The organism is Streptomyces sp. NBC_00385, assembly GCF_035917155.1.
Lineage (GTDB): Bacteria > Actinomycetota > Actinomycetes > Streptomycetales > Streptomycetaceae > Streptomyces > Streptomyces poriferorum.
This window is the reverse complement of record NZ_CP107951.1, coordinates 2,796,590-2,820,396: the sequence shown is the minus strand read 5'-3', so window position 1 is coordinate 2,820,396 and position 23,807 is coordinate 2,796,590. Positions and strand designations below refer to the sequence as shown.

Genomic DNA, 23,807 nt, shown 5'->3' with positions numbered 1-23,807 from the left:
CGGTGCGACCGGCTCAGATACTGAAGCGCTCCTTGGCGAGCAGCGGCCGCACCCGGGAGCGGAACCCGCCGGTCCGGAACGGCTGTTGCAGCAGGCCGGGGCGGAGGGCCTGGGCCAGGGCCGCGGCGATCATCCCCTGGTCCAGGGCGAGCAGACAGTCGCTGACCCGCCCGGTGGAGACGTTGACGGAGTCCCGGAAGCCGTAACCCTCGTGATAGGCACCGAAATCGCGGTCGAGCGCCCGCAGGTTCGCCACCGCCTCGGCCGGCGCGTACGGCAGCGCGAGGAACGAGGCGTGCGGGGTGACGACCCCGTTGGTGAAGGCCGACGCGGGCGGCAGCGGAGCGCCGTCCGTCGTGTACGTACGGTCGGTGTTGGAGGCGTAACCGTCGACCTGCATGCCGAGCGCGTCGACGCCGTACTCCTGATAGCCGCCCTCGGGGATGTCGGCGGGCGAGAAGCCCCAGTACCCGTACCCCGCCTCCTTCATGCCGTGCTCGATCTGGCCGCGCACATAACGCTGATGGGTACGGCCCCACGACTGCGGCGACCACTCCGGCTCCGGCACGAACAGGGGAACCATCAGCGCCTCGAACATCGACCCGCCCCAGGTGGGGACGAGTTTGCGCCCGCGGTGCGTGTAGTGGCCCTGCCAGACGCGGATGCCGTCCATCGCCACGTAACTGCCCTGCGGCTGCTGCTCCTGCTCGTTGCCGGGGACCATGGTGCGCAGCAGGTGCCAGTAGTGGTCGGCGGGCAGTGAGCCGTCCGCGATGCCGAGATAACTGGCCATCCGAGGCTCGGTGTTGAGTGCTCCGTAATGGTGACCGGTGGGCTCCTCGGTGTCCGTCCAGAAGCCGCCGCGCAACTGGCCGGGGCCGGCGACCGGGTCGGCCGGGTCGTAGGGCGTGTAGTAGTACGACCAGTCGGCGTCGGCCAGGATGCGGGCGATGCGGGGGCGCAGCGCGGGAGCCGCGGCCGCGGCGATGCGCAGGCCGGTGATCAGCCAGGCGTTGTCGACCGACGAGAGGAACGGGCGGACCGGTTCACCGGTGCCGGGCCACTCGGTCAGCACCGAACCATCGTGTGCGTCATACCAGTTGAGCCAGAAGCCGTGGTGGCGCTCCAGTCGCTCGACGGACCGGACGGTCAGGTCGAGCCTGCGCCGCATCGTGGCGTCGCTGATCACGCCGAGTCCGGCGGCGGCGACGGTGGACCACAGACCGCAGCCGATGTTGGTCGGCGAGGTCTGGCGTGAGGGGACGGGCCCGCCAGGACCGCTCACGTCGATCTTGTCGACGGCGAGACCGAGCCCGGTCGTCATGGCCTCGATCGAGCGGTACGTGTCGCGGAACCAGTGCAGCAGCTGCGCTGTGCCGGAGGCGGGGGCGGCGCCCGCCGAGGGCGCGGACACGGCTCCGAGGGACAGGGCGGCGGCCCCGGTCCCGGCGGCCGTGAGAAACGTGCGACGGTCCATGATTCCAGCTCCCGGTGGCAGAAGGGGATGAGGGAGTTCCGTGGCGTGCTCGACGCGGCGGATGAGCCTCCGCCGCCGCTTTCGGGTACGGCTGTCGGCACGGCCGGGGCTGTGGGGCCCGGACCGCGCCGGAGCTGCGGTGAATCGGTGGTGCGGTACGGGAACCGGCGGAGGTCAGGTTCCGCCGGCTCCCGTACCGGCGGGAGCCGTCAGGAGCTCCCGGTCCAGGGGCGGCTGGTGTCAGCCGGCGTTGCGCGGCAGGGCGCGGGTGCGGCCCATCTCGCCCAGCCAGACGGCGGACGGCTTCGGCAGCCGCTCGAACGTCTCCGGGTTCCAGCCGATGAGGCCGAAGGTGGGCTTGTAGGAGCCCCACTCGTAGTTGTCGAGCGCGCTCCACGCCAGGTAGCCCTGGATGTTGAGACCGTCCTCCAGAGCGGAGGCGACCTCATTCAGCGCACCGGTGTAGTAGTCGATCCGGCGGCTGTCGACGTCGGTGGCGATGCCGTTCTCGGTGACGATCAGCGGCACGTCGGGGCCGACGATTCCGGCGGTGTGGCGCAGCGCGTACCCGACGGCGGACGGGTAGTACTCCCACTGCGTGAGGGTGCGCTCGACGTCGTCGGAGGTCGGGATCGGGCCGTCCGTGCCGATCTTCGTCCGGGTGTAGGACTGCACTCCGATCCAGTCGTCGTCGCGGGCGGCCTCGATGAAGACGTCCTCGCGGGGGTGACGATAGGCCGCGGTGACGTCCTCGGCGCCGGGGAGTGCCTGGTAGACCTGGTTGGCGATGGTCCAGCCGACCTGGATGTCGGCGTTGATCGCCTTGACCTCCTTGACGGCCGCGTGGTGGGCGGCGATCACGGCGACGGTGGTCTCGTCGTCCGGGGTCGGCAGACCGGCGGGCGGGAAGCCGATGTCGCCGCGCTTGGCCTGGCCCGCCATGACGGCGATCATGTTCGGCTCGTTGATGGTGCAGACGTGGCTGACGCCTTCGGCGATGACCGGTGCGCAGGCCGCGACGTAGCGGGCGAACAGCTCGGTCGCGCCGTCGGCGGTGAAGCCGCCGCGGGCCTCGAACCACTGGGGCACGGTGAAGTGGTGCAGGGTGACCATGGGGCGCAGCCCGCGCTCGATGGCGCCCTCGACCATCCGGCGGTAGTGGGCGAGCTCGGCCCGGGAGAACCGGCCCTCGGCGGGCTCGATGCGGGCCCACTCGATGGAGAACCGGTAGTCGGTGAAGCCCAGTCCGGCCAGCACGTCCATGTCCTCGTGCCAGCGGTGGTAGCTGTCGCAGGCGTCCAGGCTGGGCTCCTGGATGTGGGTGCCCGCGGTGTGCTCCTTGACCCACCAGTCGCTGTTGGTGTTGTTGCCCTCGATCTGGTGGGCGGCCGTGGAGGCGCCCCACAGGAAGCCTTCGGGGAACGGGACCTGGGTGTGCGTCATCGCAGACTGTCTTTCTGGTGCGTGAAGGGGGGTGGCCGCTGGAGGTGAGGGGTGCGGCCTCGTACGTGTCGGTGGGGCCGGCGGGCTACTTCATGCCCGCGGTGGCGATGCCCTGGGTGAAGTGGCGCTGGAGCGCGATGAAGACGACCAGGACCGGGAGCACGATCAGGAAGGATCCGGCCATCAGCATGCCGTTGGAGCCACCCGCCTTGTTCGGGTCGGTGGCGAAGGTCGCCAGGGCGACGGGGAGCGTGTACTTGTCGGGGTCGTTGGTCGCGATGAGCGGCCAGACGAAGTTGTTCCAGGAACCCAGGAACGTGAAGATCGACAGCGTCGCCAGCGCGGGCTTCACCAGCGGCATCACGATCCGCCAGAAGATGTACCATTCGCCGGCGCCGTCCATCCGGGCCGCTTCCAGCAGCTCGTCCGGGATCGACTGCATGAACTGGCGCATCAGGAAGACCCCGAAGGCGCCCGCCGCGAACGGCAGCACCAGACCGGCGTACGAGTCGATCAGGCCCATCTTGCTCATCAGCACGAACAGCGGCAGCAGCATCAGGTTGCCGGGCACCATGAGGGCGCCGAGCACCAGGCCGAAGATCTTGTTCCGGCCGGCGAACCTCAGCTTGGCCAGGGCGTACCCGAGCATCGAGCAGAACACCAGGTTCGAGACGGTGACCAGCACCGCCACGATCACCGAGTTCATGAAGTACAGCGGCAGGTCCAGCTTGTCGAGCAGGTTCCGGAAGTTGTCCAGGGTCCACTCGGTCGGGATCCAGACCGGCGGGCTCGCGGTCAGCTCGTTCGTCGTCTTGAACGCGGACAGGGCCATCCACAGGAACGGCGCCGACATGATCAGCAGACCGATCGACAGCAGGACGTAGACGAGAACCCGCTTCAGGGACCGCGGCCGCTTCTCCCCGCCCGGCTGCCCGGCGTCCCCGGGCTTCTTCGACGGCGCCGTCGAGACGGCGCCCGGTGCACTGGTGGCGCTCATTTCGTGTTGTCCTTCAGCAGTCGGAGCTGCAGCACCGTGATGCCCATGATCACTACGAAGAGGACATACGCCATGGCGCTCGCATAGCCCATGTGGAAGAAGTTGAAGCCCTCGCGGTACATGTTCAGCGAGACGGTGAGCGTCGAGTCCGAGGGTCCGCCCTGCGTCATCACGAAGGGTTCCTCGAAGACGTTGAGGTAGCCGATGGTGGTGATCACCGTGGCGTAGAGCAGCGTGGGCCGCAGCAGCGGGACCGTGATGCCCTTGAACTCCTGCCAGATGTTCGCGCCGTCCAGCCGCGCCGCCTCCCGCACCTCGGTGGGGATGGCCTGGAGACCGGCGATGAAGAGCACCATGACCGTGCCCAGGTTCCGCCAGACCGCCATCGCGATCATCGACGGCATCGCGAGCTTCTCGGAGCCGAGGAAGTCCGGCGCGGTGAGGCCCACTTCGGAGAAGAGGCCCGCGACGAGACCGTCGCTCGGATCGAGGACGAACCGCCAGACGACGGCGACCGCGACGATGGTGGTGACGACCGGGGCGTAGAAGCCGACACGGAAGAAGGTCCGGGCCCGGTCGATGCCGTTGTTCAGCAGCACGGCGACGATCAGTCCGAGGAAGATCGTCAGCGGCACGCCGATGACCACGAAGTACGCCGTGTTGAAAAGCGACTTGAGGAACTTCTCGTCGCTGAACAGCTTGGTGTAGTTCTCGAAGCCGATGAAGTTCGCGTCGAGCGGATGCGTCACGTTGCGCAGCCCGAAGTCCGTGAAGCTCATCACCAGCGTGGCGATGATCGGGACGGCCATGAAGACGAGGAAGAGCACCAGGAAGGGAGTGGAGAACAGCCAGCCGGCCATGTTCTGCACGCCCATCGAGGGCTTCCTGCGGCTTCGCGAGCCCTTCGGCCCGGCGGCCGGGGACGCGGTGGTCCCCGGCCCGGCCTGCACCTTGGCCGGCTGTGCGGCCTTTCCGGTCGTGGTGCTCATGGCTCCTACTTCACGAGGCCTTCGATCTCGGACTGCGCGGTCTTCAGCGCGTCCTCGGCGGACGCCTTGCCCTGGGTCACCTTCGCTATGGCCTGGTCGACCTTGTCGGTGATCTCGCTGAGGTTGGGCAGCGAGGGGGAGGACTTTGCGGTGTCCATCTGCTTCTTGAAGATCTGCAGATCGGCGTCGTCTGCGAGGTCACCGGAGGTCCAGGCGGCGGTGTTGGCCGGCAGGTCCTTGGTGCGCTCGTACCAGTCGGCCTGGCCCTTGGTGCCGGTCAGGTACTTGATGAACTCGGTGGCCGCGGCCTTGTGCTCGCTGTCCTTGGAGATCACCAGGGAGGAGCCGCCGGCCATCGAGGTGGAGGACTTGTCGGAGGGGACGGCGGCCACCGCCCACTTGCCCTTGATCTGCGGCTGGCCCTCGTTCAGCAGGGTGACGTGCCAGGGACCGCCGAAGAACATCGGGACGCGGCCGTTGCCGAAGTCCTTCACGACGTCGTAGCCGGGCTGCACGGACTTGTTGGAGAGCCCCTTGTCGAAGTACGAGCCGTACTCCTTGAGCGCCCTGACGGCCTCGGGGCTGTCGATGACGGCCTCGCCCTTGTCGTTGACGATCTCGCCGCCGGCCGAGTACAGGAAGGAGTAGAAGTTCTGCACCGTGTCCAGGCCGCTGGGCTGGATGGACAGGCCCCACTTGGTGTCCGCCTTCTTCTGGTAGGCGGTCGCGAGGGCCTGCATCTCCTTCCAGTCGGTCGGAGCCTTGGTGATGCCGGCCTTCTCGGCCAGGTCGGTGCGGTAGTAGAGGACGCGGGTGTCGACGTACCACGGCACGCCGTACGCCTGGCCGTCGACCTCGCCCTGCTTCCAGCCGGCCGGGAAGAAGTCCTTCTTCTGGAAGACCTTGGTGTCGACCGGCTCCAGCACGCCGAGCTCGGAGAACTCGCCCATGTAGCTTCCGCCCATCTGCGCCACGTCCGGCATGGTGCCGGCGGCGGCCGCGGAGACGAGCTTCTGGTGGGCGACGTCCCAGCCGACCGGGGTCACCTTGACGGTGATGTTCGGGTTGGCCTTCTCGTACACCTTGGCCACGTCCGCGAGCTTCTCGCCCTCGGCCCCCATGGCCCAGACGGTCAGCGTCTGCTTGCTGTCCGCGGCGACGTCCTCGCCCCCGGAGCTGCCGCACGCGGTGAGGCCGAGGGAGAGCACGACAGCGATACCGATGCCGGTGGAGGCGGTTCTGGCGGTGCGGGACATGGAGGGCTCCTCCTTGAGCAATCCGGATGTATGCGCTGCCTGTAAGCGCATACATCACTCTGCGGCAGAGATTCGGAAATCCGCAAGAGGGTGCTAGGTCACACTCGTGCAACGTGCTGGACATCTGAATGTTCAACTTGGAACGGTAAGCGTGGTGTTTGCGGAAAAGGTGGGGGTGTGACCGATTCCGCATGGTTGGTTCCGGGGCCGTGCGGGCCCGGGGCTGCACCTGGGCGGGCAGGCTCAAGGTCGGAGCGCAGGCGGCGATAGTGTCGTGATCATGACTTCGTACGTGCATGACTTCCCCTTCGATCCGGCCTACGGGCACACCGTCGACGCGCTCATGGCCGTGCCCGCGCCGCCCGCTCCCGACGACTTCGCGGACTTCTGGCGCGCGCGGTACGACGCGGCCCGCCAGGTCGCCACGGACCCGGAGATAGGGCCGCTGGAGGACGAGCGCGACGGTGTGCGGATCCACGGTGTGACGTACACCTCGGTGGGCGGGGTGCGCCTGGGCGGCTGGCTGGCCCTGCCGGTGGAACCGGAGCCGGTAGGCCACGGGTTCGTCATCGGGCACGGGTACGGCGGGCGCCAGGAGCCGGGGCCCGACGTACCGCTGCCGCTGCCCGCGTCGGCCGCGATCCTGCCGTGCGTACGGGGGATGGGTGCGCGTGGCCTCGTGGCGGGCATCCCCGACGTCTCCGCGCAGCATGTGCTGCACGGCATCGAGTCGCGCGACACCTACGTCATCGGCGACTGCGTGGCGGACCTGTGGTGCGCGGCCTCCGCGCTCGGTGAGCTGGTGCCGGAGCTCACCGGGGCGGGCCGGCTGGGCCTCCTCGGCGAGAGCTTCGGCGGCGGGCTCGGGGCGCTGGCCCTGCCCTGGGACGACCGGTTCGGGGCGGCGCAGCTGACGGTGCCCACGTTCGGCAACCACCCGCTGCGGCTCACGCTGGAGTGCGCGGGCAGCGGGGAGTCCGTGCGCGGGTATCACCGCGGGCACCCCGAGGTCGTGGAGGTGCTGCGGTACTTCGACGCCGCGACGGCCGCGGGGTTCGTCGAGCGGCCGACGCTGGTGGCGGCGGCGCTGTTCGACCCGTCCGTGCCGCCGCCGGGCCAGTTCGCCGTACACAACGGGCTGGCGGGGGAGCGGGAGCTGCTGGTGCTGCCGGCGGGGCACTTCGAGTACGAGGGGCTGCCGGAGCAGGTGACCGGCCTGGTGGCGGCGCGGCGCGCGTTCTTCGGGAAGTGGCTGGCCTGAGGGCCGGCCCGCACCCCGGGTCAGCAGCCGCAGCTGGTCCGGCGGATCACGGAGACCGGGAGGGTGAGCGACACCGGCTCGCGGCCGGTGTCGCTCAGGCGCTGGACCAGCAGCTCGACCGCCTGCTCGCCCAGCCGGCGGATCGGCTGGCGCACCGTCGTCAGCGAGGGCTGGACGATCCGGCCGAGCGGAATCCCGTCGAAGCCGGTCACCGCCATGTCCTGGGGAACCCGCACGCCGCGCCGGGCCAGGGCACGCAGCGCGCCCACCGCCATCTGGTCGTTGGCGAACAGCATCGCCTCGGGCCGTTCCCCGCCCCGGTCCAGCAGGGTCTCGGCCGCCCACGCTCCCTCGGCCTGCTTCATCATCGTCGTCCGCAGGGCCGGCTCGTCCGGCACCGGCAGTCCGGCGTCCCGGCACGCCTCCTGGAAACCGCGGAACCGGGCCTCCGCGTCCGGTGAGTCGGTGTCGCCCCCGACGAAGACCAGCCGGCGCAGGTCGTGGTCCTCGATCAGGTGGCGGGTCAGCTCACGTTCGCCGTCGGCGTTGGCGACGACGATGTGGTCGAGGTGGTCGATCTCGCGCGGTCCGGCGAGCATCACCACCGGCAGCCGGCGCGATATCACTTCGAGGTCCTCGGTCGGCACGGTCTGCGCCAGGACGGCGAAACCGTCGACCCGCCCCGCGACCTTCGCGACCAGGCTCTCCGGTCCGCCCTCCAGCGACGCGGCGATCAGCAGCGCGTACCCGTGCCGCCGGGCCGCGCGCTCCATGCCGCGGATGATCTGGTCGGAGTAGAGCATCACCGCGTCGTCGGCGTCGCTGTCCGCCTCGGCGTCGGCCTCGGCGTCCGGGTCGGCGTAGTCGGGGAAGCACAGGCCGAGCACACCGGTGGTGCGGCTCGCCAGCCCTCGTGCGTTGCCGCTCGGTACGTAACCGAGCTCGCGCGCCGCCTCCAGGACCCGCTCACGGGTCTGGGCGCGCACGGATTCCGGGGTGCGGTAGACCCGCGAAACCGTGGCGATCGAGACGCCCGACCGCTCCGCGACGTCGTACACCGTTGGGGCGCTCACTCGACCGACCGTCCGCTTCTTCTCCGTACTGACGCGTGCCGACAGAGATGTCGGCGTACACGTTTTGAAAGCGCATTCACCCTAGATCGCGGGCCGGAAACGGGCAAGGCCATCCAGGAATCAACAGGTGACCTTGCAAGATGTCCTGTGCATCTTTTACGGTGGAGGCATGACGCGACCGTCCGGAACCACGCCCGCCGACCCGACGGCCGAGGAAGTGGCGCAGCAGCTCGCCTCCGTCGTCGGCAGGCTGCTGCGACGGCTGCGCTCCTCGTCGTCGGAGAGTCTGCTGACCCCGACCCAGCGCTCGGTGCTGGCCCGGCTGGAGGACGGGGGGCCGGCCACCACGGCCGATCTGGCCCGCGCCGAGTTCGTGCGCCCCCAGTCGATGCGGCTGACCCTGGGCGCGCTGGAGGAGCAGGGACTCATCGGGCGCGCGCCCGATCCGGCCGACGGCCGCAAGTCGGTCGTGTCGGTGACGGACACCGGCCGCACCACCCTCGCCGAGGTCCGGGCCGCCAAGCGCAACTGGCTCGCCGAGGCCGTCGCCGCCGAACTGGACGGGGCCGAGCGGCGCACCGTCGCCGAGGCCGCGACCTTCATCGAGCGCCTGGTCGGTTCATGAACCGTCCGGACGCGCTACCCGCCGCACCGGTCCGGCAGCACGCAGACCCGGACCGGGAGGCGGCGCCCGTACCGGGCTTCAGCGCCCGGCTCACCGCCCCGCTGCTCCTCGGTTCACTGCTCAATCCGCTCAACACGACCATGATCTCCACCGCGCTGGTGGCGATCGGGCACCATTTCGGCATCGGCGCGGCCGACACCGCCTGGCTGATCTCGGTCCTCTACCTCGCCAGCGCCGTCGCGCAGCCCGTCCTGGGCAGACTCGCCGACGTCCTCGGCCCCCGCCGCGTCTTCCTCGCCGGCCTCGTCGTCGTCATCGCGTCCGGCGTCGTCGGGACGGTGGCGCCGGACTTCGGATGGCTGATCGTGTCCCGGCTGCTGCTCGGCATCGGTACGTCGGCCGCCTATCCGGCCGCCATGGCGGTGCTGCGTGACGAGTCGGCCCGGATCGGCCGGGTCACCCCGCGTCCCGTGCTGGCCCGGCTCTCCTTCGCCGCGCTCGGCAGCGCGGCCGTCGGTCCCACGCTCGGCGGCCTGCTGGTCATGCTCGTCGGCTGGCGGGGGATCTTCGCCGTCAACGTGCCCGTCGCACTGGTTGCCCTCGGAGCCGCGCTGCTCTGGATCCCCGCCGACCCGCCACGCGGGCGGGCCGCCGACAGCGCGCCCCGGCTCGGCCTGGACCCGCTCGGCATCGGCCTCTTCACCACGGCCCTGACCGTGCTGGTCTTCTTCCTGCTCGACCTGGCCCACCCGATGTGGTGGCTGCTCGCGCCGTTCGCCCTCCTGGCCGGAGCCCTGGCCTGGTGGCAGTTGCGTCGCCCCGAGCCGTTCATCGACCTCCGGATGCTTGCGGAGAACGCCGCCCTCTCGCGGACGTACCTCCGGCACGGGATCAGCTACCTGCTGATCTACGTCGTGATGTACGGGTACACCCAGTGGCTGGAGGAGGCCCGTGGCTACTCGTCCGGGCACACCGGTCTGCTGATGCTTCCGATGTCCGTCGCCGCGCTGGTCTGTTCGCTGCTCGGCGCCCGTACGAAAGGCATCCGCGGACCCCTCACCCTGGCCTGTGTGCTGCTCACCGCCGGGGCCGGACTGCTGTTCTTCCTCTCGGGCGACACCCCGGTCGCCGTCCTCCTGCTGGCCGGCGCCTGCTTCGGCATCCCGCAGGGGCTCATCGGCACGAGCAACCAGGCGGCCGTCCAGGCCTACGCCCCGCCCGAGTCCATCGGCTCCGCCGCCGGCCTCCAGCGCACCGCCCAGTACATAGGGGCCATCACCGCGTCCAGCCTCATCGCGCTCGCCTACGGGCAGTCGGCCGGTGACCACGGACTCCACCTGATGGCCGGCGTCGCCGCCGTGCTGGGCGCGCTGCTCATCGTCCTCACCGTCACCGACCGCGCCCTGCGCGGGCGTACCTGAACCAACCCCCCCTCAAGCACCACCCGACCAAGGAGTACCACCACCATGAGCGCCACCACCCTCGACCCGAAGACCGCGTTGATCGTCGTCGACCTCCAGAAGGGCATCGTCGGCCTGCCGACCGCCCACCCCGCCGCCGAGATCGTCGCCCGCGCCGCGACCCTCGCCGACGCCTTCCGGGCCAAGGGCCTCCCGGTCTTCCTGGTCCGTGTCACCGGCGGAGCGCCCGGCCGCACGGAGGGCCCCGCCCGGTCCGGGCAGCCGGCCGCCGACTGGGCCGAGATCGTGCCCGAACTCGGCCCGGCCGAGGGTGACATCGTCGTCACCAAGCAGCAGTGGGGCGCCTTCTACGGCACCGACCTCGACCTCCGGCTGCGCCGCAGCGGCGTTACCCAGGTCGTGGTGGCCGGCATCGCGACCAGCATCGGCGTCGAGTCCACCGCCCGCTCGGCGCACGAGCACGGCTACCACGTCACCGTCGCCACGGACGCGGTGACCGACATGAGCGCCGAGGCCCACGACAACAGCGTCGAGCGGATCTTCCCCCGCCTCGGCGAGACGGACACCACCGACGCGATCGTCAAGCTGCTCGGCTGACGGTCCGCCTCACGTCGCGTCCCGCCGCCGGATCTTGTTCCCCAGCCACACCAGCGGGTCGTACTTGCGGTCCACCGCCCGTTCCTTCAGTGGGATCAGCGCGTTGTCGGTGATCTTGATGTGTTCGGGGCACACCTCCGTACAGCACTTCGTGATGTTGCAGAGCCCGAGCCCGTGCTCCTCCTGCGCCGTCGCCCTCCGGTCGAGTCCGGACTCGGCGGCGGCGTCCAGGGGGTGCATGTCCAGCTCGGCGACCCGCATCAGGAAGCGCGGGCCGGCGAAGGCCGGCTTGTTCTCCTCGTGGTCGCGCACCACATGGCAGGTGTCCTGGCACAGGAAGCACTCGATGCACTTGCGGAACTCCTGCGAGCGGTCCACATCGACCTGCCGCATCCGGTACTCGCCCGGCTTCACGCCCTCCGGAGGAACGAAGGCCGGGATCTCGCGCGCCTTGGTGTAGTTGAACGACACGTCCGTCACCAGGTCGCGCACCACCGGGAACGCCCGCAGCGGGGTGACCGTGATCGTCTCCTCGCGGCCGAAGACCGACATCCGCGTCATGCACAGCAGCCGAGGCCGTCCGTTGATCTCCGCGCTGCACGAACCGCACTTGCCCGCCTTGCAGTTCCACCGCACCGCCAGATCGCCCGCCTGGGTGGCCTGGATGCGGTGGATGATGTCGAGGACGACCTCGCCGTCGTTGACCTCGACCTCGAAGTCCTCCAGACCGCCGCCTTCGGCGTCCCCGCGCCACACCCTGAACCGTGCGTCGTAGCTGCTCACTCGTAGAGCTCCTCATCGGCGAGGTACTTGACCAGCTCCTCCTTCTCGAAGAGGGAGAGCAGATCCGGACGGATGGGTTCGGTCACCTTGCGTACGAGATCGATCCGGCCCGCCGGCGGCACGGCGGAGCCGGCGGCCGGCCGGCACAGGAGGTTGACCGGGCGCCAGGACCGTTCCATCGTCGGGCAGTCCTCGCGGGTGTGGCCGCCGCGGCTCTCGGTGCGCTCCAGGGCCGCCCGCGCGATGCACTCGCTGACCAGCAGCATGTTGCGCAGGTCCAGGGAGAGGTGCCAGCCGGGGTTGAACTGCCGGTGGCCCTCGACGCCGGCCCGCTCGGCCCGCTCGCGCAGTCCGGCCAGCTTCTCCAGGGCCCTCTCCATCTCGGGGGCCCGCCGGATGATGCCGACCAGGTCGTTCATCGTCTGCTGCAGTTCCTGGTGCAGCGTGTACGGATTCTCCGTCGGCGCGCCCTCGGCGAGGTCCTCCGCGCTGAACGGACGCAGGGCCTCCGCTGCCGCGGCGTCGATCTGTGCCTCGTCCACGACCGGCCGGGAGACGGCGGACGCGGCGTGCCCGGCTGCGTGCAGCCCCGCCCGCCGGCCGAAGACCAGCAGGTCGGAGAGGGAGTTCCCGCCGAGCCGGTTGGAGCCGTGCATGCCGCCCGCGACCTCGCCCGCCGCGAACAGGCCGGGCACGTCCGGGGCAGCCGCGGTGTCGGAGTCGACGGCTATGCCGCCCATCACGTAGTGGCAGGTCGGGCCGACCTCCATCGCCTCGGCCGTGATGTCGACGTCCGCCAGCTCCTTGAACTGGTGGTACATCGACGGCAGCCGGCGCCGGATCCGCTCCGCGGGCATCCGGGTCGACACGTCCAGGAACACCCCGCCGTGCGGCGAGCCGCGCCCCGCCTTCACCTCCGAGTTGATGGCGCGGGCGACCTCGTCGCGCGGCAGCAGCTCGGGCGGGCGGCGGTTGTGGTCCGGGTCCTCGTACCAGCGGTCGCCCTCCTCCTCCGACTGCGCGTACTTCTCCTTGAACACGTCGGGGACGTAGTCGAACATGAACCGCTTGCCCTCGGAGTTGCGCAGCACCCCGCCGTCGCCGCGTACCGACTCGGTGACGAGGATGCCCTTGACCGAGGGCGGCCAGACCATGCCGGTGGGGTGGAACTGCACGAACTCCATGTTCAGCAGGGGTGCGCCGGCGAGCAGTGCGAGTGCGTGGCCGTCGCCGGTGTACTCCCAGGAGTTCGACGTCACCTTGAAGGACTTGCCGATCCCGCCGGTGGCGAGGACGACCGCGGGCGCCTCCAGCACGAAGAAGCGGCCCGTCTCGCGCTCGTAGCAGAAGGTCCCGGAGACGTGGTCCCCGTCCTTCAGGACGCGGGTCACGGTGCACTCCTGGAAGACCTTCAGGCGTGCCTCGTGGTCACCGAACTCGCGCTCGTCCTCCTGCTGGAGGGAGACGATCTTCTGCTGGAGAGTGCGGATCAGTTCGAGGCCGGTACGGTCCCCGACATGGGCCAGCCTCGGGTACTCGTGGCCGCCGAAGTTGCGCTGGGAGATCTTTCCCTCGGGGGTGCGGTCGAAGAGCGCGCCCCAGGTCTCCAGTTCCCAGACCCGGTCGGGCGCCTCCTTGGCGTGCAGCTCCGCCATCCGCCACTGGTTGAGGAACTTCCCGCCGCGCATGGTGTCGCGGAAGTGCACCTGCCAGTTGTCCCCGGAGTTCACATTGCCCATGGAGGCGGCGATCCCGCCCTCCGCCATGACCGTGTGCGCCTTGCCGAAGAGCGATTTGCAGATGACGGCCGTACGGGCCCCGCGCTCCCGGGCCTCGATCGCGGCGCGCAGCCCGGCGCCTCCGGCACCGACCACGACGACGTCCCACTGCTGTCGTTCGAGCTCAGTCATTCAGAAAAACCTCGGATCGTCGAAGGCGCCGGAGGCGACCAGGTACACATAGAAGTCGCACGCCGCCACGCTGATCAGCGAGGCCCAGGCGAGCAGCATGTGACGGGCGTTGAGCCGCCCCACCCAGCCCCACAGCCGGTAGCGCACGGGGTGCTTGGAGAAGTGCCGCAGCCGGCCGCCGATGATGTGCCGGCAGGAGTGGCAGGACAGGGTGTACGCCCAGATCAGGGCGATGTTGACCAGGAAGATCAGTGAGCCGAGGCCCATGTGGCCCCAGGCGTAGTGCTCGTCGCGGAAGGTGAGCACGGTGTCGTACGTGAGGATCCCGGCGACCGGCACCGCCGCGTAGAAGAAGTACCGGTGGATGTTCTGCATGATCAGCGGGAAGCGGGTCTCGCCGCTGTACTTGTGGTGGGGCTCGGCGACCGCGCAGGCCGGGGGCGAGGCCCAGAAGCCCCGGTAGTAGGCCTTGCGGTAGTAGTAGCAGGTCAGCCGGAAGCCGAGCGGGAAGATCAGGATCAGCAGGGCGGGGGACAGGCCCCACCAGCTGCCGAGGATCTCCCAGTTCGGGCCGCTCCGCATGGGGGCGCAGTTGTCCGCCAGACAGGGCGAGTAGAACGGTGAGACATAGGGCGCCGCGTAGTAGTCCGCGTTCGCGAACGCCCGCCAGGTCGAGTAGACGATGAAGGCGAGCAGCCCGCCCGCCGTGACCGCGGGCGCCAGCCACCAGCGGTCGGTCCGCAGATGCCGGGCGGCGATGGCGGCCCGCGTGGGGTGGTGCACGCCCGTCGTCCGGGCGGCGGGAGTGCCCGGCGGGCGGGGCTGCGTGCCCGGGGCGCTGCCCGGGTCCTTGCCTGAATCCGTTCCTGTTTCCGTACCGGTGGCCAAGGAACTCTCCTAGGAGGTGTCAGACCAGCCCTTAGGGGGCGTGCCTGCCGGGGACGCCCAGACCCTCGTCGTCCGAGTCCGTCCACAGGGTGGTGTCGTACGGCGCCTCGGTGATCGTGATGACGCCGTCGACGGGTGCGGCGTGGCCGGCCGGGCCGAGCGGGTCCGGAGCGGTGGCCGCCTCGCGCAGCTGCGCAAGGCTCCGCTCCAGCCGTCCGACGGTGCGGACCAGGTCGTCGAGACAGTGCTGAACTGCCGTCAATTCGTCCTGTAGTGACATGACTTGATCTCACTTCCGCGGTCGCGGGTGGCCATGCTCATGCGCATGCGAGTGTCGCGCGTCACATCCCCGTTGGGAAGAGAGCGGGCGTCCCCGTCTTGCGCTGCGGGGTGGGGAGGCCCCTTCGGTGCCGGAAATCCGGCCGGTTCCGGCACTCCGCCGCACGGGTGAGGTTCGGGGCCGCTGCGCCGTGTCTGCGCGGTCTCCCGCGCGTGGGCGCTTTCAGTGGACGGGCGGAACCAGTGTGATCAACTGCAAATGCCACCAAACACGCAGAATCCGGCCTATACGGGTAACGGTGGGCCGGGCCGTCCCCGGAGGTATCAGTCATGTCCCACGTCGGCGTCCCGCGCGGGACATCCCGAAAGCGCCGCTCGCTCGCCCTGCTCACCACGGGGGTGCTCACCCTTCCCGTCCTGGCCGGCTGCAGCTCGGGCGGCGACGAGGCCACCAGCACCGTCGTCACCCCGCAGGACATCGCGTCCGCGGCCCGCGCCCAGGTGGCGGAGGGCGGCACGGTCAACTGGGCCATCGACGCGATGCCCGCCACCCTCAACGCCTTCCAGGCCGACGCCGACAGCGCCACCACCCGGATCACCGGCGCACTGCTGCCGACCCTCTTCCCGCTGGACGCCAAGGGCCGCCCGCAGCTGAATCCGGACTACCTGGAATCCGCGAAGGTCGTCGAGACCGAGCCCAAGCAGGTCGTGCTCTACCGGCTGAACCAGCAGGCGGTCTGGAGCGACGGCCGGGAGATCGGCGCACCGGACTTCGTCGCCCAGTGGCGCGCGCTGAGCGGCAAGGACTCCGCCTTCTGGACGGCCCGCAACGCCGGGTACGAACGCATCGACAAGATCGAGCGCGGTGCCGACGACCTGGAGGTCAAGGTCACCTTCGCCAAGCCGTACGCGGACTGGCGCTCGCTCTTCTCCCCGCTGTACCCGAAGCAGGTGACGGGCTCCCCGGACGCCTTCAACGACGGTGCGCGGTCCACGCTCAAGGCGACCGCGGGACCGTTCCGGCTGCGCGAGGTGGACAAGGAGACGGGTTCCGTCACGCTGGCCCGCAACCCGCGCTGGTGGGGCAGCCCCGCCAAGCTCGACTCACTGGTCTTCAAGGCGGTGAAGCCGCAGGACCGCACGGAGGCGCTGACCGAGGGGAAGGTCGACGTCGCCGACATCGACTCGGCGGCCGCGAACCGCATCGTCCAGGCCGCCCGGGACACCGGCGGCAACGGCGCACCGCCCGCCCACGGCCCCGGCTCCGAGGTCACTCCGGCCCAGGCGCTGCGGTCCTGGGCACTGGCCCACGGCTCCGACGAGGAGGTGGCCGAGGAGGCGCAGCAGGCCCGGGACGAGAAGGCCAGGGCCGCGAAGGCGTACGCGGCCGAGCAGAGCGACCTGCGCGGCTACGCGGTCCGCAAGTCCCTGGAGCCCGCCTACACCCAGCTCGCGCTGAACGGTGAGAGCGGGCCGCTCGCCGATGACCGGGTACGCCGGGCGGTGGCCCGCGCCCTGGACCGCCAGGAGCTCGCCGACACCGTGCTCAAGCCGCTCGGCCTGCCCGCCGAGCCCCTCGGCAGCCACCTGGCCCTCGCCGGGCAGCCCGCGTACAAGGACGGCAGCGACGCGCTCGGCAGCCAGGACACCAAGGAGGCGCAGGCGCTGCTGGCCGACGCCGGGTGGACGCGTGAGGGCGCCCTCAGGAAGACGGACGGGACCAAGGCGGGCAGCGAGGGCGAGAAGCAGAAGGACGCCGGCAAGAAGGAGGAGGAGGAGAAGGCCGCAAAGAAGAAGGAGGAGAAGGCCGGCACGACGAAGGAGGAGAACGAGAAGGAGGAGAAGGCGGAGGGCGCGGACGACGACGGCAAGACCAGCGACGCCGCCCGCCGCGAGCCTTCGAAGGACGACGGTCTGTACATCGTCGGCGACGACAACAAGCCCGGCGAGGCCGAGGGCACCGCCACCCACGTCATCGCGCCCGCCCCCGCCGCCGCGGTGCAGAGCGCCGCCCTGCTGCGCCAGGCCGGGCACCTGGGCGAGACGGGCACCTCCGAGGACGCCCCCGCCCGTATCACCGCCCAGGACCGGCAGCCCGGCGGAGCGGCCGGCGCCTACGCCCCGGTCGGTACCGCGGCCCCCGTCCAGGCCCCCGACACCGCCCGTGGCCCGCTCGGCAAGGACGGCAAGGCGCTGACGCTGCGGTTCGTCCTGCCGTCGGGTCCCGGTTCCGAGTCCCTGCGCAGCGTCGGCGACAAGATCGCGGCGATGCTGGACACCATCGGGATCCGCACCGAGATCACCAAGGTCTCCGACGACAGCTACTTCCGGGACCACGTCGCCTCCGGTGCCTACGACCTGGCGTTGTACTCCTGGCCCGCCACCGCCTACCCGGCCACGGACAACCGTCCGATCTTCGCGAAGCCGGTGCCCGCCACCGACGGCTCGCTGCTCGTCGAGCAGAACTACTCCCGCGTCGGCACGGACCACATCGACCAGCTCTTCGACGAGGCGGTCTCGGAACTCGACGAGAAGACGTCCCGGGATCTGATGAAGCAGGCGGACGCCCGGATCTGGGCCGCCGCAGGATCGATTCCCCTCTATCAGCGCCCGCAGCTGGTCGCCACGGACAAGAAGCTCGTGAACGTCGGCGCCTTCGGCTTCGGGGTGCCGCACTACCAGGACATCGGTTTCAAGAAGCCGCAGTCCGCCGGCGCCCCGGCCAACACGACGAAGTAAACCGGCCAACACGACGAAGCAGCAGGTCAGCGCCGGACCGAAAGCTCAGAACTGGCTCAATTCCCTTGCCCGCCGGACTGCCGGCGGGCAAGGCTGTGCGTACCTGTTGACCCGGGTGACCTGACCACTCCACCGCCGGCCGAAGGGCCCCAACCCGAAGACCGCGCCGTGGAGGCCCGCTCCGAGCCCCCGCCGAGGAGCCGCAGCTCCGGAGCCCCACCTCCCGAGTTGTTCCGGCCCCGCGTTCGCGTCGTCCGCCCGGGGGACCGTGTTCATGACCACCGGTGAATTCCGGCGGAAGACCTGATCACGGAGGCGGAAACATCAAGCGGACGCGGGCCCACCGCATCACCCGGACCGGACGCGATACCCCGTCCCATGGCCGGTAACCCTTGCCCGGGAAGCCGGAGGCGCGCCTGGCCCGTACCATGGGACTAGCCGTGGCGCGTCCGCCCGGCGGGCGTACGAGGACTCAAGACCGACTAAGACGCCTGAATCCCCGATCCGAGAGAAGCGCAAGCCACCCATGCCCACGCGCCACGACATCCGTAACGTAGCCATCGTCGCCCACGTCGACCACGGCAAGACCACGCTGGTCGACGCCATGCTCAAGCAGGCCGGCGCGTTCGCCGCGCACGCCGCCGAGCACCTCGACGATCGCATGATGGACTCGAACGACCTGGAGCGTGAGAAGGGCATCACGATCCTGGCCAAGAACACGGCCGTGAAGTACCACCCCAAGGATGGCGGCGACGTCATCACGATCAACATCATCGACACCCCCGGCCACGCCGACTTCGGTGGTGAGGTCGAGCGAGGCCTGTCGATGGTCGACGCGGTCGTGCTGCTGGTCGACGCCTCCGAGGGCCCGCTGCCGCAGACCCGCTTCGTGCTGCGCAAGGCGCTGACGGCCAAGCTGCCGGTCATCCTCTGCATCAACAAGACGGACCGGCCGGACTCCCGGATCGCCGAGGTCATCGACGAGACGTACGACCTCTTCCTGGACCTGGACGCCGACGAGGACCAGATCGAGTTCCCGATCGTCTACGCCTGTGCCCGTGACGGCGTCGCCTCGCTGACCAAGCCGGAGGACGGCACCGTCCCGCCGGACAGCGACAGCCTGGAGCCGTTCTTCAGCACCATCCTCTCCGCGGTCCCGGCCCCGGAGTACGACGAGGACGCCCCGCTCCAGGCGCACGTCACCAACCTGGACGCCGACAACTTCCTCGGCCGTATCGCGCTCTGCCGCGTCGAGCAGGGTGAGCTGCGCAAGGGTCAGACGGTCACCTGGATCAAGCGTGACGGCACGCAGTCCAACGTCCGCATCACCGAGCTCCTGATGACCGAGGCGCTCACCCGCAAGCCCGCCGAGAAGGCGGGCCCGGGCGACATCTGCGCGATCGCCGGTATCCCGGACATCATGATCGGCGAGACCCTGGCCGACACCGAGAACCCGATCGCGCTGCCGCTGATCACGGTCGACGAGCCGGCCATCTCGATGACCATCGGTGCGAACACCTCGCCGCTGGTCGGCAAGGGCGGCAAGGGCCACAAGGTCACCGCCCGCCAGATCAAGGACCGTCTGGACCGCGAGCTCGTCGGTAACGTCTCGCTCCGCGTCCTGGACACCGAGCGCCCCGACGCCTGGGAGGTCCAGGGCCGCGGCGAGCTCGCACTGGCCATCCTCATCGAGACCATGCGCCGGGAGGGCTTCGAGCTCACCGTCGGCAAGCCGCAGGTGGTCACCAAGCAGGTCGACGGCAAGACCCACGAGCCGATCGAGCGCATGACGATCGACTCGCCGGAGGAGCACCTCGGCGCCATCACGCAGCTCATGGCGACCCGTAAGGGCCGCATGGAGACGATGACGAACCACGGTTCGGGCTGGGTCCGCATGGAGTGGATCGTCCCGTCCCGCGGCCTCATCGGCTTCCGTACGGAGTTCCTGACCCAGACCCGCGGTACGGGCATCGCGCACTCCCTGTTCGAGGGCCACGAGCCGTGGTTCGGCGACCTGCGCACCCGTCACAACGGCTCGCTGGTGGCGGACCGGGCCGGCGTCGTGACGCCGTTCGCGATGGTCAACCTCCAGGAGCGGGGTGTCATCTTCACGGAGGCCACCACCGAGGTCTACGAGGGCATGATCATCGGCGAGAACTCGCGCGCCGACGACATGGACGTGAACATCACCAAGGAGAAGAAGCTCACCAACATGCGTGCGGCTTCCGCGGACACGACGGAGAACGTCGTGCCCGCCCGCAAGCTCTCGCTCGAGCAGTCGCTGGAGTTCTGCCGCGACGACGAGTGCATCGAGGTCACCCCGGAGACCGTGCGTATCCGCAAGGTCGTCCTGGACCAGAAGGAGCGCGGCCGCTCCGCCTCGCGCGCCAAGCGCTGATCGCACGAGGAAGGCCCGGTTCCGCGCATGTCGCGGAACCGGGCCTTTCCCGTATGCGGATACCGCCGGTCCGGAGCGCCGTTGAGACGCGCCCGAGGGGTGCCTGCGGCCCGGCTCCCGGTGCGCGAGGGCCGGGACGGGGCCTCGGGCCGGGAATGACCCGAAACGCCCTCCCGGGGAGGCCTCCGGCCCTTGTAGGTTGCGGTCGCGGAGGAGAGGGAAACCCGGCCACCGGGCGATGTCGTTCCTGTGTCCCCGGACGGCGTGGAACACGTGCCGCCGGGCTGTACCGCGCAACCTGTTTTCTTTCGTCAGACGTCCGGATATCGGGCGCTGTTCACCGGACCACGTGTTAACAGTCCGTTTCGGGTGTGTCTGTCTAGGATCCCTTTGTCCGAATTTCGGCCATTCAGGGCTTCCCTATGTTGTCAAACCGAGACCCTTTAAGTGTGGTTTACAGCCCGGTTGTGCTCAATAGTTGGCTCAGTTGAGCTCGGGTCAATGAGGCGCGCACTGGCAGGGTGCCGACTCACGAGCACGCTGGGTGTACCGATCAGGCACGTCAGAGATGGCGGCGGATGTCGGTGTCTCTCCTGCGGTGAACAAGTGGACTCTTGAGGAGGAACCCATGCGTGGTGCCATAAGCACCAACTGGGTCGTGTGCGCGACGCTGATCCCTATGGGGGTCGACCGACCGTGACAAGTCCTGTGCAGATTGATGACGCCGAGGCGTCAGCCCTCCCGGCCTCCGGGAGCGAGGCGGAGTCCGGTGGCCCGGAGGCCAAGCAGGCCGCAGGCCTTTCTCCCGGGCAGCTGATGTGGCGCCGTTTCAAAAGGGACCGCGTTGGGGTCATATCCGCGTGCATCGTCCTGTTCTTCTTCGCGGTGGCGATTCTCGCGCCCGTGATCTCGATGCTCTACGGCAAGGATGCCTACACCCTTTACGGGCAGGACAACCTCGACCTCCTCGACGAGTTCAACATGCCTGCGGGTGGTGCAGGTGGCATGTCCGCCGACCACTGGTTCGGCATCGAGCCCAACCTGGGCCGCGATGTGTTCATGCAGCTCGTCTACGGCATGCGCACCTCGATCTACACCGCCCTTGCCGCCACCGTCCTGATGGTCGCGGTCGGCGTGTTCATCGGGCTGGTGGGCGGTTACTTCGGTGGCAAGATCGACTACTGGCTCGGCCGGCTGACGGACTTCCTGCTCGGTTTCCCCAGCCAGCTGTTCTTCATCGCCTCCATGCCGGTGGTCGTCGCGGCGTTCGTCCGTCCCGACGAGGAGACCCCCACCGCTCTGCGGGCCGCAGCGATCATCATCGTGCTGTCGTTCCTGGGCTGGATGGGCCTCTCCCGTCTGATCCGTGCGGAAACGCTGACCCTGCGCGAGCGGGAGTTCATCGAGGCCGCGAAGATCTCGGGTGCCTCGCCCGGGCGGATCATCCGCAAGGAACTGATGCCCAACATCATCACGCCTGTCCTGGTGCAGGCCACGCTGATGCTGCCGTCCACGATTCTCTCCGTGGCGTTCCTCTCCTACGTGGGTGTCGGCTTCGTCGAACCCACCCCGGACTGGGGGCGGATGTTCGCCATCGGCGCGGACATCTACGAGCAGGACCCGGTCTACATGCTGTTCCCGGGTGTCGCCATGGTCGTCTTCGTGGTGGCGTTCAACCTCCTCGGCGACTCCGTCCGAGACGCGTTCGACCCCAAGTCCGGCCGCTGAAGCTTCCGTCCCCCCGCGGATGGGGTAGCTGTCACCCGGACGCCGGCCAGGGCCGGACGTGCCAGGCAGCTCAGTTGGATCACTACTGACAGATAGGTACTCATCGTCATGAGCATCTTTGGTACGCGCCAGATGCGCGCCGCGGTCATCGCGGTTGCAGCCGGTTCGTTGGTGCTGACCGCATGCGGCGGCAGCGACAACGACAACAGCAGCAAGAGCAAGTCGAAGACCCAGGAAGACGCTGCCAAGCAGTCGTCGGCCGTCGTCATGGGAGACGCGAAGGCGTCCACCGGCCCCGCGGCCGAGGTCACCGGCGCCAAGTCCGGCGGCACCATGACGGTCTACCAGGAGACCGACTTCTCGCACCTGGACCCGGCCCAGAGCTACGTCAGCGACGCCAAGCAGCTGGACCGGCTGCTCCAGCGTGGTCTGACGCAGTACCAGGAGGACGACAAGGGCCAGCTCACCGTGGTCGGTGACCTCGCCACCGACTCCGGAAAGGTGACCGACGGCGGTAAGACCTGGACTTACACGCTCAAGGACAACCTCAAGGACGAGAACGGCAACGTGATCGACTCGTCCGACATCCGTCACACGATCGAGCGCATGTACGCGCCGTTCGTCACCGACGGCCCGATCTACATCCAGAACTGGCTGTCCGGCTCGGGCACCACGTACCGCAAGGCGCTGCCGGACGGTCCGTACAAGGGCAAGCACCTGCCGGACTCGGTCCTGGCGACCCCGGACGCGAAGACCGTCGTCTTCAAGTTCAAGGACGCGCAGCCCGACCTCGCCCAGGCGCTGGCGATGCCCGGCTACTCCGTGGTGCCCAAGGAGACCGACACCAAGGAGAAGTACGACACGGACCCGGTCGCGACCGGCCCGTACAAGATCGCCGAGTTCAAGCCCGGCAAGTCGATGAAGCTCGTCAAGAACACGAACTGGGACGCTGCGACCGACTCGGTCCGTCACCAGTACGTCGACGGCTTCAACATCGAGTTCAACCACGACGACCCCGACCAGACCAAGACCCTCCTGGCCGACCGTGGCGAGGCCAAGAACGCCGTGATGTTCACGGGTCAGGTCGCCACCAACCAGGTGAGCAAGGTCGTCGGCGACGCTGCCGCGATGAAGCGCACGATCCAGGGCTACGCCCCGTACGTGTGGCAGCTCAACTTCAACCTCGACCGCATGACGGACAAGAAGGTCCGTGACGCGATCACCTACGCGATGCCGAACGCGCAGCTCTACAAGCTCGACGGTGGCGCCTACGGTGGTGAGACCGCGACCGGTCTGATGGCCCCGACCGTTCCGGGCTACGAGAAGGGTTACGACCCCTTCGGCAAGCTGAAGAAGCCCAACGGTGACGTGGCCAAGGCCAAGGAGCTCATCAAGGAAGCCGGCGCCGAGGGCAAGAAGGTCATCTACGCCTACGGCAACACCCCGGTCCGTCAGCAGCAGGCGGTCCTGATCTCCAAGCGTCTTGAGGAGATCGGCCTCGAGGTCGTGAAGAAGGAGATCGACTCCGCCACCTGGTACGAGCAGGTCGGCAAGGTCAAGAACGGTCTCGACCTCTACATGACCGGTTGGGGCCAGGACTGGCCGGCGGCTTCCACCGTCATCCCGCCGTCCTACGACGGTACCCAGCTGCAGGACGGTTCCTCCGTCTACTCGCACATCAACGACCCCAAGGTCAACGCCGAGATCGCCCGCATCATGAAGATCACGGACCCGGCCGAGGCTCAGAAGGCATGGACCGCGCTGCACCACGACATCGTGGAGCGCATCAACCCGGCCGCCCCGATCTACTTCACCAAGGTGTTCCAGATCTTCGGCTCCAACGTCGGTGGCCTCCGGTACTCGAGTGACGCCAGCTACGTCGACGTCACGCGTCTGTACCTGAAGAAGTAGCAACCCGCACAGGCCGATCCCGGGGGTGCGCA

At 69.2% G+C, this 23,807-nt stretch carries 18 protein-coding genes; 8 read left to right on the top strand and 10 right to left on the bottom strand.

Features of this window, described 5'->3' with window-relative positions:
• Positions 1-13: 13 nt before the first annotated feature.
• The 5 genes from OG959_RS12205 to OG959_RS12185 all read right to left on the bottom strand — a co-directional run bounded on the left by OG959_RS12205 (position 14) and on the right by OG959_RS12185 (position 6,162).
• Positions 14-1,477 (bottom strand): glucoamylase family protein, encoded by a 1,464-nt coding sequence (locus tag OG959_RS12205; protein ID WP_326658172.1) that lies wholly within the window; start codon positions 1,475-1,477, stop codon positions 14-16.
• Between the two features lie 240 nt (positions 1,478-1,717).
• A complete protein-coding gene (locus tag OG959_RS12200) occupies positions 1,718-2,920 on the bottom strand; it encodes a glycoside hydrolase family 1 protein (protein WP_326658171.1) in 1,203 nt (400 codons plus the stop codon).
• 85 nt (positions 2,921-3,005) lie between these two features.
• Complete coding sequence (locus OG959_RS12195; RefSeq protein ID WP_326658170.1) at positions 3,006-3,917, bottom strand: carbohydrate ABC transporter permease; 912 nt, start codon at positions 3,915-3,917, stop codon at positions 3,006-3,008.
• Complete coding sequence (locus tag OG959_RS12190) at positions 3,914-4,906, bottom strand: carbohydrate ABC transporter permease (RefSeq protein WP_148021874.1); 993 nt, start codon at positions 4,904-4,906, stop codon at positions 3,914-3,916. Before OG959_RS12190 ends, OG959_RS12195 begins: the two co-directional genes overlap by 4 nt.
• Positions 4,907-4,911: 5 nt before the next feature.
• Positions 4,912-6,162: a sugar ABC transporter substrate-binding protein gene (locus tag OG959_RS12185; protein WP_326658169.1), complete on the bottom strand. Its 1,251-nt coding sequence runs from the start codon at positions 6,160-6,162 to the stop codon at positions 4,912-4,914.
• Positions 6,163-6,442: 280 nt separating this feature from the next.
• Between OG959_RS12185 and OG959_RS12180 the strand changes: the two genes are divergently transcribed.
• Positions 6,443-7,423 carry an acetylxylan esterase gene (locus OG959_RS12180; protein WP_326658168.1) on the top strand — a complete coding sequence of 327 codons (981 nt, stop codon included), beginning with the start codon at positions 6,443-6,445 and terminating at the stop codon, positions 7,421-7,423.
• Positions 7,424-7,443: 20 nt separating this feature from the next.
• Here OG959_RS12180 and OG959_RS12175 read toward each other — a convergent pair whose 3' ends face one another.
• Positions 7,444-8,496 (bottom strand): LacI family DNA-binding transcriptional regulator, encoded by a 1,053-nt coding sequence (locus OG959_RS12175; protein ID WP_326658167.1) that lies wholly within the window; start codon positions 8,494-8,496, stop codon positions 7,444-7,446.
• Positions 8,497-8,665: 169 nt separating this feature from the next.
• Here OG959_RS12175 and OG959_RS12170 point away from each other — a divergent pair, with 169 nt between their 5' ends.
• From OG959_RS12170 to OG959_RS12160, 3 genes are read left to right on the top strand one after another with little or no spacing between them, the layout of a single operon-like run.
• Positions 8,666-9,121 (top strand): MarR family winged helix-turn-helix transcriptional regulator, encoded by a 456-nt coding sequence (locus OG959_RS12170; protein WP_326658166.1) that lies wholly within the window; start codon positions 8,666-8,668, stop codon positions 9,119-9,121.
• Positions 9,118-10,542: an MFS transporter gene (locus tag OG959_RS12165; RefSeq protein ID WP_326658165.1), complete on the top strand. Its 1,425-nt coding sequence runs from the start codon at positions 9,118-9,120 to the stop codon at positions 10,540-10,542. Before OG959_RS12170 ends, OG959_RS12165 begins: the two co-directional genes overlap by 4 nt.
• A 45-nt stretch (positions 10,543-10,587) precedes the next feature.
• Positions 10,588-11,139, top strand: a complete 552-nt coding sequence (locus tag OG959_RS12160) for an isochorismatase family protein (RefSeq protein WP_326658164.1) — start codon at positions 10,588-10,590, stop codon at positions 11,137-11,139.
• A 9-nt stretch (positions 11,140-11,148) separates the two neighbouring features.
• Here the strand turns inward: OG959_RS12160 and OG959_RS12155 are convergent, their stop codons facing one another.
• The 4 genes from OG959_RS12155 to OG959_RS12140 form a co-directional block, all read right to left on the bottom strand.
• Positions 11,149-11,922 carry a succinate dehydrogenase/fumarate reductase iron-sulfur subunit gene (locus OG959_RS12155; RefSeq protein WP_326658163.1) on the bottom strand — a complete coding sequence of 258 codons (774 nt, stop codon included), beginning with the start codon at positions 11,920-11,922 and terminating at the stop codon, positions 11,149-11,151.
• Positions 11,919-13,832, bottom strand: coding sequence for a fumarate reductase/succinate dehydrogenase flavoprotein subunit (locus OG959_RS12150; RefSeq protein ID WP_326658162.1), 1,914 nt, complete (start codon positions 13,830-13,832; stop codon positions 11,919-11,921). Before OG959_RS12150 ends, OG959_RS12155 begins: the two co-directional genes overlap by 4 nt.
• On the bottom strand, positions 13,833-14,615 hold the full coding sequence (locus OG959_RS12145) for a hypothetical protein (RefSeq protein WP_326666346.1): 783 nt from the start codon (positions 14,613-14,615) through the stop codon (positions 13,833-13,835).
• 136 nt (positions 14,616-14,751) lie between these two features.
• Positions 14,752-15,000: a hypothetical protein gene (locus OG959_RS12140; RefSeq protein ID WP_326658161.1), complete on the bottom strand. Its 249-nt coding sequence runs from the start codon at positions 14,998-15,000 to the stop codon at positions 14,752-14,754.
• A gap of 329 nt (positions 15,001-15,329) precedes the next feature.
• On the opposite strand from OG959_RS12140, the gene OG959_RS12135 reads away from it, so the two are divergent.
• From OG959_RS12135 to OG959_RS12120, 4 genes are all read left to right on the top strand, one after another.
• Entirely contained in the window at positions 15,330-17,738 is a 2,409-nt protein-coding gene (locus tag OG959_RS12135) for an ABC transporter family substrate-binding protein (protein WP_326658160.1), read from the top strand.
• Between the two features lie 526 nt (positions 17,739-18,264).
• On the top strand, positions 18,265-20,136 hold the full coding sequence (gene typA, locus OG959_RS12130; protein WP_326658159.1) for a translational GTPase TypA: 1,872 nt from the start codon (positions 18,265-18,267) through the stop codon (positions 20,134-20,136).
• A gap of 696 nt (positions 20,137-20,832) precedes the next feature.
• On the top strand, positions 20,833-21,864 hold the full coding sequence (locus OG959_RS12125; RefSeq protein ID WP_442805563.1) for an ABC transporter permease: 1,032 nt from the start codon (positions 20,833-20,835) through the stop codon (positions 21,862-21,864).
• 108 nt (positions 21,865-21,972) lie between these two features.
• Positions 21,973-23,775 (top strand): ABC transporter substrate-binding protein, encoded by a 1,803-nt coding sequence (locus tag OG959_RS12120; protein ID WP_326658158.1) that lies wholly within the window; start codon positions 21,973-21,975, stop codon positions 23,773-23,775.
• The last annotated feature ends 32 nt before the right edge of the window (positions 23,776-23,807 follow it).